A 14,504-nucleotide genomic window follows, 5' to 3' on the forward strand; every position below is an offset into this window, starting at 1 on the left:
ATACTCGAAAAGAAAGAATAACCAACCAAACATAGCACTCATTATCTTCCAATAGAACCGGCAAAAGCATCGTCATTAAAATGTCTATGATCATCCGTACTTTATTCATAGGTTATTTCTTATCAATCATCTTTACCACTCTGGCAGGGTTTCCTACTGCAACCGCATTATCCGGGATATCTTTAGTCACAATACTGCCTGTTCCTACAATCGCATTCTCACCAATAGTGACTCCTGGCAAGATGTTCACCCTTGCCCCAATCCATGCATTCTTTTTGATATGGGCTTCTCTCTGATAATCCTCATCACGGATATCTATTGCCTCTCCGCTGTGCAGTCTTTCAAACACGTTCACGAAGTATCCTCCTCTCCATTTTAGTATCCCAATCCTGATACCCAGGTTTCTACAGCTTCTCTTACACTTTCCTGATCATTCTGGGCATCGTTTCCTCTTACGGCAAGCCCATCAAGTACTGTGCTGTCCGGGCAAGCTGATGAAAGTATGTTGCTACCTGATGACTCTGTTTCTTCTCCAATATCTGTAGATTCTGAATCTGCGGATCCTTCATCCTGCTTTGTGAGTTCCTCAGTTTGTACAGAATCCGCACCGGTGACATCATTTTCAACAGATGGTTCCTGAGTAGCATATGCCTCTGCGGTCACATTTGTTTCATTTTCACTATTTCCACAACCTGCAAGTGATAAGATCATCACACAAGCCAAAATCGCTCCGATCAATTTCTTCATAACCAATACCTCATAATACTCGGCTGTTTACGTCAAAATTCATTCCTTTTCAAACTCCGGTTTCCAGCCTGCGAACTGAATAAGCTGCTCTTCCGTTCTGTGATAATATCTTTCATCCTTATCAAGCTTTGCTACCTCTGCCATCTCTTCCTCTGTCAGCTTAAAGTCGAGGATATCAAGATTATCCTTGATATGATCAACATTCTTGCTTCCCGGGATCACTACAAATCCCATCTGCGTATGCCAGCGGAGGATCACCTGTGCCGAAGACTTGCCGTACTTCTTTCCAAGTTCTGCAAATACCGGCTCCTCGATCAGCGACTTATCCCCGTGTCCAAGCGGATACCAGCTCATAAGCTTGATACCATATTTATCAAGGGTCTTGCGAAGTTCTTTCTGTGTGAAATAAGGATGAGCCTCTACCTGAATAAACTGAGGCACGATCTCCCACTTCGTCTGAAGCTCTTCAATATATTTCCCTTCAAAGTTGGAAATACCGATGCTCTTTGCTTTGCCTTCCTTATACGCTTTTTCAAGCTGCCTATACCCTACAAGCCAGTTTCCTGCAGGCTGATGGATATAAAGAAGATCCACGTAGTCAACGCCAAGTCTCTCAAGTGTCTCATCTACCGCATTATCATTTTCATACTCACTGGGCCAAAGCTTCGTGGAGAGGAAAATCTCTTCTCTCTTTACACCGCTGGCTTTCATACCTCTCCCTACCGCACGCTCATTCACATATGCGTTAGCTGTATCTATGAGGCGATATCCCATCTTAAGCGCTTCTCTTACACTGTTCTCTGCATCTGCAGGTGAGAGCATAAAAGTTCCTATACCGACTACCGGACATTCCAGTTTGTTATTAAGTGTTACATATTCCATTGCATGATCCTCCATTCATTAATAGGTTGACGCTTTTGAACTCGTCAGTTTCCAGGCACCATTTTCTTTTCTCAGGGTAAAATCCCCCTGTAATCTCCAGCTTCCTTTTCCGCCGCCGTATACTGCAGCTACGACTCTACTTTTGCCGACCATCACAGCGATATCACCGGTGATGTTTACATCAATTGAATCATGCTCTGCGGAATAATAATTGAAAGTACCATCCAGAAGTCCTTTTATAAAAACTTCCCGGGACTGCTTTACACCTGTCATATGCATCAGGTAGTAATCATCTGTCTGAAGACTGTTAAGTCCGTCAGCATCCTTATCGATCATATACTGCCAGTAGCGGATGTATAATTCTTTGATCTGTTCCTCGTCGGTCATTCCTTCTGCTCCTTCGGATCAAGGTATTTTATGACTTTAGCAGGCACGCCACCGACTACGGCATAATCCGGCATACAGGCATTAGCCTTGGCGCAGAGAGTTCTGGCTCTCATCATCTCATCTACAGCTTCCTTAAAATATGGCTCTCTTACATCAGTCGGGCCGCCTTTTTCCATAAGGTCATATACATATCCTGCTTCGTAAGCCATCGTCTTTTCCTCCATAATAATGAACCTCTGACTCCGTCACCATGGTTCATTTACATGATCCCGTTTGCTTTAAACCATTTCTCCACCGCGCCTTTCGACTCTGCAGCCTGACTTCCGGTAATTGCAAGACCACTCTTCACGTCAGCGCCCTTGGCATATTTCTTTACGTCACTTTCGCTGGATCCCATTCCGCTTCCCTCGTTGGTGCAGAGAGGCAGGATCGTCTTTCCCGTAAAGTCGTATTTCTCAAGGAAGGTGGCAACCGCCATCGGGATCGTCCCCCAGTAGTTCGGGTAGCCAAGAACGATGGTGTCATACTCATCGATACTGTCTAAGTATCCGGTAAGCTCGGGTCTTGCATTATTCTGCTTGTCCTTCTTCGCTTCATCGATGCAGGTCATGTAAACCGGTGAATAAGGGTCCTTCATCTCGATCTTAAATGTATCCGCATCGATCAGCTCCTTCATGATCCCTGCTACGATCTCGGTGTTCCCGACCTTTACGTATCTCATTGCTCCGCCAAAATAGTTCTCATCCGCTCTTGAAAAGAATGCTATCAGTGTTTTAGCCATCGTGTTATCCTCCGTTATTCGACCTAAGGGGTACCGCTTGCGGTGACACGACATGAGGAGGGACCCATTCATGGGGGGAGTCCTGATGTCACTGATGCCTTAGGTCAGTGTTTAGTTTTCATGAACTGTGTTTATTTGCTTCGTTGATAAAATTATTGCATGAAGTTCTTGAAATATCCAATTCAAATATTCTATAATTGATTTAATTTTTAAATAGCTGATTCCGGGGGATTTTCGATGACCACCAAACAGATCGATTACTGTATTGAACTGGCACGGACTCTTAACTTCAGCCGCGCCGCAGAGAACGCATTTGTAAGCCAGCCCACCTTTTCCTATCAGGTAAAACTGCTGGAAGATGAGGTTGGATTTAAGATATTTGAAAGAAACGGCAAAGGCGCCGCACTCACTCCTGCCGGTCAGCAGTTCGTAACGTACCTTTACGGTATACGTGAGGATATGAAGAGAGCAATAGAACAGGGGCAGAATTTCAGTGCCAGGTATACTGACAACATAACGGTTTCCATGATGGTCAGACAGGCCATATATTTCCTGCCTGAGGCGATCCGCATATTTGAAAAGGAGCAACCCGGTGTCCAGGTTACTCCTCTGTTTCAGTACGATAACGGTGTAGAAAGTTTTTTAAAGGATGAGTCCGACGTCCTCTTTGCGCTTATCGAACAGACTAAACATATCCCGGGGATCAACGTACACAAGCTCTTTGATTCCGGGATTTACCTTATTGCTGATAAAAACGATCCGCTGGCAAAAAAGAACCTCATCACAGATGAAGATATCTACGGACGAACCCTCATGGTAGGCGGCGGTTCTCCGAACGCTTTACGTAGTGTCCAGCAAAAGCTCATCTCATCCGGGAAGATCAAATACTTTAACAGTCCCGATCACGACTCTACGCTTGTAAACGTCGCATCCGGCAAAGGCATCTGCCTTGCTCCCGGATTCTTAAACGACCATAGCGGACAGTTTGCATGGATCCCTTATGACTGCAAGGAATGCTTTCACTGCGTTCTCTGCACTCACAAGACGGATAGCCGAGAGAGCCTTGCTGAATTTATACTAACACTTCAGAAGCTGTACAAAGATGCAGTGGCCTTCCCACTTTAACTTCCAATAGAACTTGTCACCTCAACAGGAATCTCTTTATTGATTGTATCACTGCCATCAGTAGCTGTGATAGTCAATTTTTCACTATTACCGACACGGATTACAGCCAGTGCTCTGCCATAATATGTCTTGTAAGATCCAGACAGGAAATTTTCCTCAGTACATGGATTGGCACTTCCAAAGCCCAGAAGCTCACCGCCTACAACGGATACGGATAAGCACCTGTCGTCATTGCACTCCACGATACCGTTTTGATCCTCAATATTTATGTCTATGTAGGCAATCTCTCCGGGACGATATTGTGTCTTCTCCGGCTTTATCACTACTGCTGCTGTGCCTGCGGATTTCATGCTGCTTCTGGATAATTCTTTTCCTGCTGCATCATAGGCTACAGCTTCGATTACACCGGGCACATACCTGGTCTTAAAAAGAGTCTGGTACCCTTTTATCTTTTTTCGTCCTGCTGATTTGCCGTTGATAAAGAGTTCAACGCTGTCAGCTTTTGCAAAAACATCGATCTGAGCTTTGTTACCTTCACACCCTTTCCATGACCAACTCTCAAGTGCGTTTGTCCCTCTCCACACAGAGCGTGTTACCCTCACACCCGGATGATTCACCGGCCTTACGCCTATCACAGGTTTGTTTGTGATATCCCACACAACCCTCGCAAGTCCAAGAGAAGCATCGGGGTTACCGAGAATATCAATGACCCCTGACCCGGCTAAAAGCCATGGATACGGCCTGTTAAAGGGCATTCCTCCAGTGTAGCTAAAGGCACCAATTCCGGCTTCTCCCAGATAATCCCATGCTGTCCACATAAAATCGCCTATTAGATAAGGATATTTTTTTACCATATCCCAGTTCTTTCCTATCTCATAAGGAAATGTCTCACTGCCTACAATGACGCGGTCGGGATGCTTATCGCCTTCCATTGGATATCTGCCGTTTGCATAGTTGTAACCTGCTATATCCAGCGCATCCATGATGGGAGAAGTTATCCTGTCGACTTTATCCGAATTACCTGCCTTATTCATTCCGGGTCCGATGAAAGCAGCCATGGTATTAAATAGAAGGCTGGCGTTTTTGGGCTCCCCTTCGTCTCTGTCCTGTGCCTGCTGCTCCTTATCAACATTGTCATACTGGCCATTTCCCTTGGCATAATTTCCCATGATCATCATGTTCATTCCGCCTGTAACAGCTCTGGTATCATCGATGGACTTTACGAAAGATATCATCTTCTTTCCCATTTCCACGCCTTCGCTTTTACCCGGCTCTGATACTTCATTGCCGATGGAGTACATAATGACACTGGGATGGTTATAATCCCTTTCTACCATTGCCTTTACGTCATCTTTCCAGCAATCTCTGAAATCACAGCCATAGTCGAAACGGGTCTTTCTGACATACCACATGTCAAAGGATTCATCAATTACATACATTCCGTAGTAGTCGCAGGCAGAAAGCATGTCGGTGGAAGCCGGATTGTGGGAAGAGCGGATTGCATTAAATCCCTGCTCTTTCAGAATTCTCACTCTTCTCCATTCGCTCTCTGCAAAGCCGGCTGCGCCGAGTATTCCATTGTCATGATGAACGCACCCTCCTCTTAAGAGCGTCTCTTTTCCATTTATAAAAAGACCTTTATTACTCCAGGCAATCTTTCTGATGCCAAACTTTTCATTGGCTTCATCCACAACCTGGTCTCCATGCTTAAGCATCACATGAGTTTCGTAAAGATTTGGTGAATCTTCTGACCAGAGAAGTGCATCCTTAAGCTCAATCTCTGCATCTTTCCCTGAAGAAGTTGCTATCACCTTACCATCCTTAAGAATCTCAATATCGATATCTTCGCCATCAGCGGCAGTTACGACTCTTATCCTTGCAGGATTTATACCAATAGTCGAGACTTTAACTCCCTGAAAATGAATGTGCTCTTTGTTTCCCGCAAGAAGATATACAGGTCTGTAGATTCCGCCTCCCGAATACCACCTCGAATTAGGGAGCTTTGAATTATCCACCCGTACCCTGATCACATTTTTCTCTCCATATTTAAGACTCTCATCAAGGGAAAAAAGAAACTGTGTATATCCATAGCGGTGCTCACCGAGCTCAGTTCCATTAAGAATAACACTACAATTTCTGTAGACACCTTCGAATAGGATCTCCACATGTTTGCTGCTCCACTCAGCAGGAACATCAAAAACCTTCTCATATTCATAGATGTTTCCTACAAAGTATCCTTGTCCCCCGCCGCCTGCAGAATCCGGGCGCCTTCCATCCAATAGCTGTGCGTCATGCGGGAGGGTAAGATTTTCAATCTCTTTTTTATCAGTCTTAAAATGCCAGTTATCAGTAAAACTAATCTTTTTCATGCAAGTTCCTCTCAGCCTAAATTCTGCTCCTTTTCAAGGTCCGGAAGCATATCATCAACCTTATAGAAAACCATAAGGGCCGCAACGATTGCGAATGAAATGGCAGGAATAATACCTATAAGAAATTTAATCATAAAGATTGCCGAATCAGGCTGAACGCTTAGCGTTCCATCATAGTGTCCAAGCTGCAGGAGCCAGCCTACCATTCCGAGTCCCAATGCTCCGCCGACTTTGCCCAGGAATCCCTTTATGGCACCGATGGTTCCATCCATTCTTTTACCACTGATGTGCGCATTGTATGTTCCGCAATCAAGCATCATGAGGTCTGTAAGATATGTGATTGGAAGCGCGGCAATACCTCCAAGGATTCCGCCTATCAATATAAGCGTATAATTGTGTCCGAAGAAAAACCAGATAAGTCCTGCCATGATATATGCGATACAGCCAATCTGCACCAGTCTTCCCTTTGACATCTTCTTCATCAGCGCAGGGAATATAACAAGAAGAGGAAGTGTAAGTACTGCAAGTCCGCTGAAAGCGCTCATCTTCTTTACATCACCGAGAACCCATGTGAAATAATATGTGTTGATTCCCATTCCTGAAACAAGCATATAGCAGAAGTACATAAAGCCAACAATCCATACATAAGGATTTCTCTTAAGAACCTGCAGAACATCCGAAAACTTTACTTCTTCATGATCAGAAGCATCCTTTACCTCGACTGTCTCTTTTACGAAGAAGAATCTCATAATACCGATAAAGGCCATAGGGAGTGAAATAAGCAGCATAAGTTTACTCCATCCCTGTGGAGAGGTTGCTATATTGGCCATAAGGATCGGGAACAGCATATTGATAAAGATCGATGCTCCCATGATAACAATACCGCCGAAGCTTGCGAGTTTAACTCTCTGTTCGTTTGTTCCAAAAGCTCTTATCATATATGGATTCTGAGCTGCGGAAAGAAGTGTTGTACATACACTGTTGATCACAATTCTGCAGACAAGTATCCAGATGGCCTTCACGGCAAGTGAGGAAGATGCAGGTGTGGAGAACATCAGAAATGTTACGAGCCACTCTGCTACGATCGCCCATTCGTAAGGGCGCCCTTTTCCACATCTTGTGTTTGTTTTATCTACAATATATCCGGCAAAAAGATCTGTGATCGCATCTACGATACTGCTGGCAGCAAGGAGTGTTCCCACTAGTGCCGGCGGCATACCAAGTGCATCCGTAGCATAAATACTGACAAAGCTTACAATAATAAAGTTGATGGCGGCAGAAGCTCCCCTGCTCTGCCATGCCCAGAATTTTCCAATACCTATTTTGTCTTTTTTGTTTTCCATATTACACCTCTCTTATTTGTCTTACTAAAACATGTTCTTTATCTTGAAAGAATCCGAGCCGGGTTATCAATGGTGATCTTAGGTATCACGTTCTCATAACCCAGCTGTTTAAGTACCGGAATCGCAAATTCCATAAATCTGCTGCAGCCGTATCCTCCATAGGTCCTGCCCATTATTCTGCTGGAAAAGTCATGACCAATGGTAATCTTGTCTTCGTATCCAAGATCAACCAGATTTATAAGTGCCTTCAGCCTCTCGAAATCATCTGTAGCAAAGAAACTACTGTTTTGTATGGGCATTCCCCAGGTATCAAGGCCGATAGTAACTCCCATTGAAAGCAGCTCTTTCTGTGTATCAAGGCTTATGTTTCTGCCTGTAGTCGGATTTTTGAGATATTCCTCAACCGGAATGTGAGCCACAAGTCTGTTGTCCATATGGCAGATATGCACTTTGTCAGGCTCTGCTCCAGCATCTATCGCAGCCTGTGCTGCAAATACGACATCCTCAGTTCGTATCATAGGATCTGTATGGATGTGGACCGACAGCCCTGTTTCCCCTGACAGCCTTCCACAAGCCCGTATTGGAAGAATTTCTTCTTCCGAAAGCTTACCATCCTGCTCATAGGTTGCTATAGCAGCTTTTAAAATTCCCGGGCGTACAGTGGTTCCATCTATTCCTTCTTCAACTTCCTTTTTAAAGGTTTCATAGTAGAATTCCTCATCCTTAACTATGAGCTGTGGCGGCCTTGAAGTTTTGGTATAAACACCTGTTGCACATACAATGTTTATACCTGTCTTCTCTGAAAGTTCTTTTATCCTGTCTATATCTCCCCTGACACCTATGGGGGAACAGTCAACAATGGACTTTCCTCCGCAGGCAGTGAAGAAAGAGAACTCCTTGATCAGGTAATCAAGATCATTCATTTGCGCGCACTCTTCATTGAGAAGATAAACGCCGCTTTTTAAAAACGGGTAGTTTTCAGGTTTAAATTCAAGGAGTTGTTCAGGGACACCCTGAAACATATTTCTCATGTACTTTCCTGCTATCCTTAGGTCATACAGGGTATGTTCATGCAGTGATGTAAATCCCAGTTCGTCTGCATTTATCTCTCCGCAGACTGTAGTTATTTTCTTACTCATTGCTGGTCTCCTTATCTGTAATCATTGACTGCTCTCTGTACAATACAAGCTCTATTACACGTTTTGCCGAGGTTTGAAGATAGGCCCTGTTTAGCTTCCCGAACTTCACATCGCTTAATATTGCATCCACATCTTCCTGGGATCCCGGCATTATGAGATCATTTCCTGCTTTTATGCAAAGAGCGGGATCTGAAAAACCATATTTGCTGTCCATCGCGGGATTCATGTCTCCTCCGCCTGTCGTACCCCAGTCTGTCATTACAACGCCCTTAAACTTCCACTCATCTCTGAGCACAGAAGTCAAAAGCTCATAGGAATTGGCAGTATGGAGGCCATTCAAAAGATTGTATGAAGTCATGAGTGACAAGGGCTGCGCATCTTCTACGGCTATCTCAAATCCTCTTAAATAGATTTCCCTGATGGTCCTCTCAGTAGCATGGGAATTATTGTGTGACCTGTTATCCTCCAGATTATTCAGGGCAAAATGCTTGATACATGCACCGCACCCCTTGTGCTTTTGAACTCCTGTGATGGTGGCAGATGCGCATTTACCTGACAAAAAAGGATCTTCTGAGTAATATTCAAAATTTCTTCCACATAGGGGATTTCTTTGAATATTCATTCCCGGAGCGAGCCACAACGTTACTCCAAACTCTTCCATTTCTTCGCCTACAATGTCGCCGGCATGGCTGATAAGTTCCATGTCCCAGGTCTGAGCAAGAGCGGTTGCTATCGGTATTGCTGTGCAGTACTGATAATAATCGATTGCGCCATCAGGTCTTGCAGGTACCGGCATACCAAGGAGCTGCTCAATTCCTCCCATGGCCGATTCCCCAAGTCCCGGGATTACATTTCCCTCACTGTCGGCAACGAATGTCTTGGAAAGTCTAAGCCCCGCAGGTCCGTCTGCAAGAACCAGGTTGGTGATACCTCTTGTATTTATAAGTTCTGAAGTAGTATCACCTGCTGCACCGGGACAGGCTGTAGAAGCGGCGCCGATAACTGATGTACTGCCAAATCCGCCTCTTGCTGTGCCGACACACAAGAGCGCCAGCTCCTCATTACTCAGCTGCGACACAATATCATCAACCGCTGCGCTTTTCGATAAAACATCCTGCAATGTAACAGTATTTTTTTGGTTTGTAGTCAGCAGCATGGGTTCATCAGAGTAGCTGACTGTCTGAGTATTGATAGCCTCCGGATCTACCTTGATCCTTAGAGCTTTCTCGTATTCTTTTGTCTCATCCGAATACGTGTAGAAATTAGCTCTGTCTGCCTTAGCCTCATCAATTTCACAATCGGGTAAAAGACATTTCTTAAGCTTTTTGGTAACTACATCACTTTCAAGAACCAATACAGCTTCTATCCGGCTGCTTCGCGAGTGCTTACCAACTCTTACTGTGTATTCGCCCTTTTCAAGGATCCATGATGATGTTTTCTCATCATAGGAAGCTAGGTCAGTCAAAGCTATTCTGATGGTGACTGTAGTGCTTTCACCGGGCTTAATATCACCGGTTTTGGCGAACCCTGCAAGGACCTGATAAGGTTTTTGCACCTTACCGGCAGGCTGTGAAACATAAACCTGGACAGTCTCTTTTCCTGTATATCTGTCACCGATATTTGTAACGGTGACCTTTAGCTTCAAGCTGCAGCCATCAGCAGTAACTGAATCAGTGTTTATCTTAAAATCACTATAGGAAAGACCATATCCGAAGGGATAAGCCGGTGTTACTCCGAAGCTGTCAAACCATCTGTAGCCAACAAATATTCCTTCGCTGTAGTACTCATCAGCAACATCGCCGTTCCTATGGCCAAAGGTATCTGCACACGGATAATCCAAATACTTCTGAGCCCATGTTGCTGCAAGTCTCCCGCTTGGATTAACCTTACCTGTCAGAATGTCTGTAAGTGCCGCTCCGCTTATGTTTCCGAGCTGGCTCATAAGTAAAACCGCGCCGACTTTGTCGTTATTTCTGAAAAATTCAGTGTCAATAACTCCACCTACGTTGAGCACAACGACCACTTTTTCAAACTTTTTGCAAAGAATCTCTAAATTGGACTTTTCACCCTCGCTTAATTCATAGTCGCCGCCTATTACCCGTCTGTCTGATCCCTCACCCGAAGTACGTGCAATAATGTAAAGCGCTAAGCTCTTATCCAGTCCTTTCAAATCATCCTCAATTATGGTGGGAACATCCGGATCCCTGTATGGGTTTTCAAGCGCGTATAATACTCCAGCCTGTCCTTTTCTTGTGAGCTCTGCTACAAAGCACTGCATGTATGAATTCATATGTTCACTGCAAAGTGCATCGTATCGGTTCAGCCAGGGATCAGTTCCGATGAGGAATCCTCCGTCCTTTAATCCCTGCTCCACATTACAGACAGATCTTGAATTTACATCTCCGGATCCTGTTCCGCCCTTAACGGTATGCCTTACTCCACTTCCAAATACTGCTATAGGATATTTAGGAACGGTAAGTGGAAGTACTCCGTCGTTTTTCAAAAGAACCATGCCCTGAGTCGCAATACCTCTGGAACGGGCCATATTTCTCTTTTCCCTCTGACTTTCTTCTTTCACTTTTGAGGCATATATCTTTGCCATAAGCTTCTCCCTTCATTTATTCAATTAACCGTAGTTGCACAATTTCCCTTTATCTTCTATACTCATGATAAACATTCGTAACTGTTATATAAATGTCAATTATGACGTATATCGAGCTTATTTATAACATATACGCATATAATTGGAGGTTTCTATGTTCAACTGTGCAACCATATCTGTTTCAGAAAGAGACATTGCGAAAGCCAACAGCTTCATATATCCTGATATGAATCTTTCCAAGGGAGTCGTGCCTGACCAGTATCAGCTTAGAGAACCATACAGGCTGATCTTTACCACACAAAATATTGACGGTGAGGATGGATTCTTTTCAAACTGCTTTGTATCACCCAGGGGAACACTCTACTCATCTCTGGCTGTCGAAGAGTTTGCCGCTTACAAAAAAGCACTCAGGCTTCATAGCCATAATTTTTACGAGCTTATGTTTGTTTTAGATGGACAGATATTTGTAAATGTGGAAAACGAAAGACATTTGTACAAGAAAGGGAGCTGCTGCATATTAAATACGAACATCATGCATTCGGAAGAATACGACTCCAATTATTCCATTGTGTTTCTTCAGATTTCACCTGCATTGATGCAGTCCCTGTACAGTGATATGGAACTTAATTATTTTGACATAGAAAAAAAGCCTGTCGAATCTGACATGTACGAGTTTCTACAAGAAAACCTGTCAGTTGGCAGTGTCTCAAAAGACTATGTGGATTTTATTCCTGAAAAAAATGTTGATCTGCTGGAACGAACTGTTCATGGCTATTTTGACCAGATTACATCAAGGACCTTAAGCCCATGTCTTGGCTCCTCGGTCAAGATCAAAGGTCTGATACTTGATCTTTTTTATTATCTGTTGGAACCGGAAAACTTCAGCACAACTCCGCTACAGATTGGAACTGATGCAGAGTCTGCACTGTTTAATGCTATTTTTTTGGCCATGAAGCGGTCCGATGGCAGAATCAGCCGAAGCCAACTGGCTGAGAAAATGAGCTATTCCGGCTCTTATCTGAACGAGATATGCAAGAAATACTCTGGGCTATCGCTTTTCGAGTATGGAATGACCTTCACCATGAAAAAGGCAGCGGATATGCTTGCTACTACTGATCTTAACGTTGACGAAATTGGTACTCTGCTTGGTTTTTCCAATCATACACACTTTTATAAATTGTTCAAAGAAAGATATGATGTAACCCCTGCGAAATACAGGAGGGCTAAGAAACTGGCGTCCTCTTTCGGCTAACTCAAGCTAAAACCCCCTCCTTTTTCGTTCAAATAGTTTATCTCCCAATCTGCTGAGCACCATAATGGCACCCACCAACAACACTGATTCAATGATGATTGCTATCCATGGCGCTCCCATAAATCCTGTTATCACGTATCCGATGGCACATATGCTCGCAACCAGTGTCGCATAGGGAAGCTGTGTCTCCACGTGTCTGATATGCTTACAAGCCGCTCCGGTGGATGCAAGTATAGTTGTATCGGATATCGGTGAGCAATGGTCTCCGTATACGGCTCCGGCAAGTGTTGCTCCAAGTTCATCAGTTTTCTTGGTATTTATAAGATGCCCGCCGTGAACGGTAATTGTAACAGACCACATATTTTGAATCAAAAACTTCCCCCCATAACGCTAATTTTATAAAGTTATGGGGGAAGTCGATTTTGAATTCATGTAATTTTATGCAGCTCACGCTCGGTTTGTGAAATTGCTAACGGTCGTTTTAAACTGAAATATAACTATTTTGAATTTATATAAGCGTATAACCTCTGAACCCGCGCACGGAATAGTACGAATCCGCCCCGTTATGGAATGTGAAAACCCTTCCGTAACGTCGTTCGCAGAACAATGCACCACCCTTGTCGCGAATATCATCCGGCGTAGTGATCCAACTTGACGTTTTCAAATCAAATTCCCCGAGACTTTGCAGTCGGCGATAGAGTTCCTCCGTCATGATCAAAACGCCGATTTCTTTTGCTTTCCATTCGGCGCTGCCTGACGGCGGGTTTTTAGCACGCCCCTGTAATGCCTTTTCGTCATAGCACAGGCTTCTGCGCCCAGAAGGGGACTCCTTTGCGCAGTCGCAGAAAATTAGCTTTCCCGTCTTTTCGTCATAGCCGATGGTATCCGGTTCTCCGCCGCTCTCCTCCATCCTTCTCAAAACATCCATGGAGTCCTGATGCTCAAGCAAACGTTTCTCCACGTCAAGCCAACTCAGTTCCATATGAAGATTCTTATTATCCTGAAACCTCGCTTTTAATATTTCTAACATAGTTTCCCCCTCCTATCCGCGATTTGTCTTAGTCTATTATCCTACTGGAAGTTAAAAATCAACGAGAATATCTGAGATAGCAACCAAGGTAGCCTCTCCACTAATTTTTAGTCTCCCATGATCAAGCAGTTCACAATATAGATGCCCGCCTCTCTTCGATGCCTGGTACGCATGAATCTCTGATTTTCCTAATTCTTTTGACCAGTAATCAGCTATCTGGCAATGCGCAGAACCGCACACGGGATCTTCCGGAACTAAGAGTTTGGGAAAGAAACTCCTCGATACGCAGTCTGTATCTTTTCCTTTTGCCGTAACATTCTGTCCACGCCCGGGCAGCCCGGCAAGTTTACTCTGATCCGGCTTCATGTTCCGGATCTGCTCCTCAGATTCAAAAATACATACAAGATCGGGTCCCAGTACGGCCTTAACGGGTCTTTCTCCAAAGGCTCTTTCCATTTCATCTGTCACCGGTATCTCCTGCTGTTCATATGTAGGAAAATCCATCTCATAAAGCCTGTCTTTTCTAACAATCGTCAGCTTTCCGCTGAGAGTATTAAATTCTATTACATCCTTATCCTGCTCAAAGTAATTGAATATCACAAAGGAAGATGCCAGAGTAGCATGACCGCATAGTTCAACTTCGGATCCGGGAGTAAACCATCTGAGGTGATAGCCCTGTTCCTCCTTAACAATAAACGCTGTCTCACTCAGATTATTCTCCATAGCCAGCTTCATCATGAAGTCTTCTTTCGGCCATTTATCCATTACACAAACAGCCGCCGGATTTCCGGAAAACGGCTTGTCTGTATAAGCATCAACAATATATTGCTTCATTACTTGCCTCCTT

Annotated in this window: 15 protein-coding genes; 2 read left to right on the forward strand and 13 right to left on the reverse strand. The window is 44.2% G+C overall.

Annotated features, from left to right (window positions below; all coding sequences use genetic code 11):
- Positions 1-112: 112 nt before the first annotated feature.
- The 6 genes from G602_RS31405 to G602_RS0109025 are packed head-to-tail and all read right to left on the reverse strand — an operon-like array spanning position 113 to position 2,797.
- Positions 113-355, reverse strand: coding sequence for a DapH/DapD/GlmU-related protein (locus tag G602_RS31405; protein WP_044931633.1), 243 nt, complete (start codon positions 353-355; stop codon positions 113-115).
- Between the two features lie 20 nt (positions 356-375).
- A complete protein-coding gene (locus G602_RS0109005; protein ID WP_026658719.1) occupies positions 376-747 on the reverse strand; it encodes an LptM family lipoprotein in 372 nt (123 codons plus the stop codon).
- A gap of 39 nt (positions 748-786) precedes the next feature.
- Positions 787-1,629, reverse strand: coding sequence for an aldo/keto reductase (locus G602_RS0109010; RefSeq protein WP_026658720.1), 843 nt, complete (start codon positions 1,627-1,629; stop codon positions 787-789).
- An 18-nt stretch (positions 1,630-1,647) separates the two neighbouring features.
- Complete coding sequence (locus tag G602_RS0109015; RefSeq protein ID WP_026525303.1) at positions 1,648-2,016, reverse strand: nuclear transport factor 2 family protein; 369 nt, start codon at positions 2,014-2,016, stop codon at positions 1,648-1,650.
- A complete protein-coding gene (locus tag G602_RS29760; RefSeq protein ID WP_242835548.1) occupies positions 2,013-2,225 on the reverse strand; it encodes a hypothetical protein in 213 nt (70 codons plus the stop codon). The genes G602_RS0109015 and G602_RS29760 overlap by 4 nt, the downstream gene beginning before the upstream one ends.
- Positions 2,226-2,275: 50 nt before the next feature.
- Positions 2,276-2,797 (reverse strand): flavodoxin, encoded by a 522-nt coding sequence (locus G602_RS0109025; protein WP_026658722.1) that lies wholly within the window; start codon positions 2,795-2,797, stop codon positions 2,276-2,278.
- A gap of 237 nt (positions 2,798-3,034) precedes the next feature.
- Here G602_RS0109025 and G602_RS0109030 point away from each other — a divergent pair, with 237 nt between their 5' ends.
- Positions 3,035-3,922 (forward strand): LysR family transcriptional regulator, encoded by an 888-nt coding sequence (locus G602_RS0109030; protein ID WP_026658724.1) that lies wholly within the window; start codon positions 3,035-3,037, stop codon positions 3,920-3,922.
- Here G602_RS0109030 and G602_RS0109035 read toward each other — a convergent pair.
- From G602_RS0109035 to G602_RS0109050, 4 genes are read right to left on the reverse strand one after another with little or no spacing between them, the layout of a single operon-like run.
- Positions 3,919-6,291, reverse strand: a complete 2,373-nt coding sequence (locus tag G602_RS0109035) for a glycoside hydrolase family 2 TIM barrel-domain containing protein (protein ID WP_026658725.1) — start codon at positions 6,289-6,291, stop codon at positions 3,919-3,921. The genes G602_RS0109030 and G602_RS0109035 overlap by 4 nt on opposite strands.
- 11 nt (positions 6,292-6,302) lie before the next feature.
- Positions 6,303-7,634, reverse strand: a complete 1,332-nt coding sequence (locus G602_RS25930) for an MFS transporter (RefSeq protein WP_044931636.1) — start codon at positions 7,632-7,634, stop codon at positions 6,303-6,305.
- 38 nt (positions 7,635-7,672) lie between these two features.
- Positions 7,673-8,773 (reverse strand): hypothetical protein, encoded by a 1,101-nt coding sequence (locus G602_RS28825; RefSeq protein WP_049945146.1) that lies wholly within the window; start codon positions 8,771-8,773, stop codon positions 7,673-7,675.
- Positions 8,766-11,375: a glycoside hydrolase family 3 protein gene (locus tag G602_RS0109050; RefSeq protein ID WP_026658726.1), complete on the reverse strand. Its 2,610-nt coding sequence runs from the start codon at positions 11,373-11,375 to the stop codon at positions 8,766-8,768. The genes G602_RS28825 and G602_RS0109050 overlap by 8 nt, the downstream gene beginning before the upstream one ends.
- A gap of 154 nt (positions 11,376-11,529) precedes the next feature.
- On the opposite strand from G602_RS0109050, the gene G602_RS25940 reads away from it, so the two are divergent.
- Positions 11,530-12,627 (forward strand): AraC family transcriptional regulator, encoded by a 1,098-nt coding sequence (locus tag G602_RS25940; protein WP_049945147.1) that lies wholly within the window; start codon positions 11,530-11,532, stop codon positions 12,625-12,627.
- Between the two features lie 6 nt (positions 12,628-12,633).
- On the opposite strand, the gene G602_RS0109060 is transcribed toward G602_RS25940, so the two are convergent.
- The 3 genes from G602_RS0109060 to G602_RS0109070 all read right to left on the reverse strand — a co-directional run bounded on the left by G602_RS0109060 (position 12,634) and on the right by G602_RS0109070 (position 14,491).
- Positions 12,634-12,999 (reverse strand): Na+/H+ antiporter NhaC family protein, encoded by a 366-nt coding sequence (locus G602_RS0109060; RefSeq protein WP_242835550.1) that lies wholly within the window; start codon positions 12,997-12,999, stop codon positions 12,634-12,636.
- 136 nt (positions 13,000-13,135) lie between these two features.
- Positions 13,136-13,657: a DUF4256 domain-containing protein gene (locus tag G602_RS0109065; protein WP_024865548.1), complete on the reverse strand. Its 522-nt coding sequence runs from the start codon at positions 13,655-13,657 to the stop codon at positions 13,136-13,138.
- Between the two features lie 51 nt (positions 13,658-13,708).
- The gene (locus tag G602_RS0109070) at positions 13,709-14,491 is read right to left on the reverse strand and encodes a PhzF family phenazine biosynthesis protein (protein WP_026658729.1); all 783 of its coding nucleotides are present in this window, start codon (positions 14,489-14,491) and stop codon (positions 13,709-13,711) included.
- Between the last annotated feature and the right edge of the window lie 13 nt (positions 14,492-14,504).

Origin of the sequence: Butyrivibrio sp. AC2005 (assembly GCF_000424145.1) — a bacterium.
Lineage (GTDB): Bacteria > Bacillota > Clostridia > Lachnospirales > Lachnospiraceae > Butyrivibrio.

Excerpts from the sequence above, each read along its gene's own strand:
- G602_RS0109005 (WP_026658719.1), bottom strand. The coding sequence starts at position 747 with ATGAAGAAATTGATCGGAGCGATTTTGGCTTGTGTGATGATCTTATCA.
- G602_RS0109010 (WP_026658720.1), bottom strand. The coding sequence starts at position 1,629 with ATGGAATATGTAACACTTAATAACAAACTGGAATGTCCGGTAGTCGGT.
- G602_RS0109015 (WP_026525303.1), bottom strand. The coding sequence starts at position 2,016 with ATGACCGACGAGGAACAGATCAAAGAATTATACATCCGCTACTGGCAG.
- G602_RS29760 (WP_242835548.1), bottom strand. The coding sequence starts at position 2,225 with ATGGCTTACGAAGCAGGATATGTATATGACCTTATGGAAAAAGGCGGC.
- G602_RS0109025 (WP_026658722.1), bottom strand. The coding sequence starts at position 2,797 with ATGGCTAAAACACTGATAGCATTCTTTTCAAGAGCGGATGAGAACTAT.
- G602_RS0109030 (WP_026658724.1), top strand. The coding sequence starts at position 3,035 with ATGACCACCAAACAGATCGATTACTGTATTGAACTGGCACGGACTCTT.
- G602_RS0109035 (WP_026658725.1), bottom strand. The coding sequence starts at position 6,291 with ATGAAAAAGATTAGTTTTACTGATAACTGGCATTTTAAGACTGATAAA.
- G602_RS25930 (WP_044931636.1), bottom strand. The coding sequence starts at position 7,634 with ATGGAAAACAAAAAAGACAAAATAGGTATTGGAAAATTCTGGGCATGG.
- G602_RS28825 (WP_049945146.1), bottom strand. The coding sequence starts at position 8,773 with ATGAGTAAGAAAATAACTACAGTCTGCGGAGAGATAAATGCAGACGAA.
- G602_RS0109050 (WP_026658726.1), bottom strand. The coding sequence starts at position 11,375 with ATGGCAAAGATATATGCCTCAAAAGTGAAAGAAGAAAGTCAGAGGGAA.
- G602_RS25940 (WP_049945147.1), top strand. The coding sequence starts at position 11,530 with ATGTTCAACTGTGCAACCATATCTGTTTCAGAAAGAGACATTGCGAAA.
- G602_RS0109065 (WP_024865548.1), bottom strand. The coding sequence starts at position 13,657 with ATGTTAGAAATATTAAAAGCGAGGTTTCAGGATAATAAGAATCTTCAT.
- G602_RS0109070 (WP_026658729.1), bottom strand. The coding sequence starts at position 14,491 with ATGAAGCAATATATTGTTGATGCTTATACAGACAAGCCGTTTTCCGGA.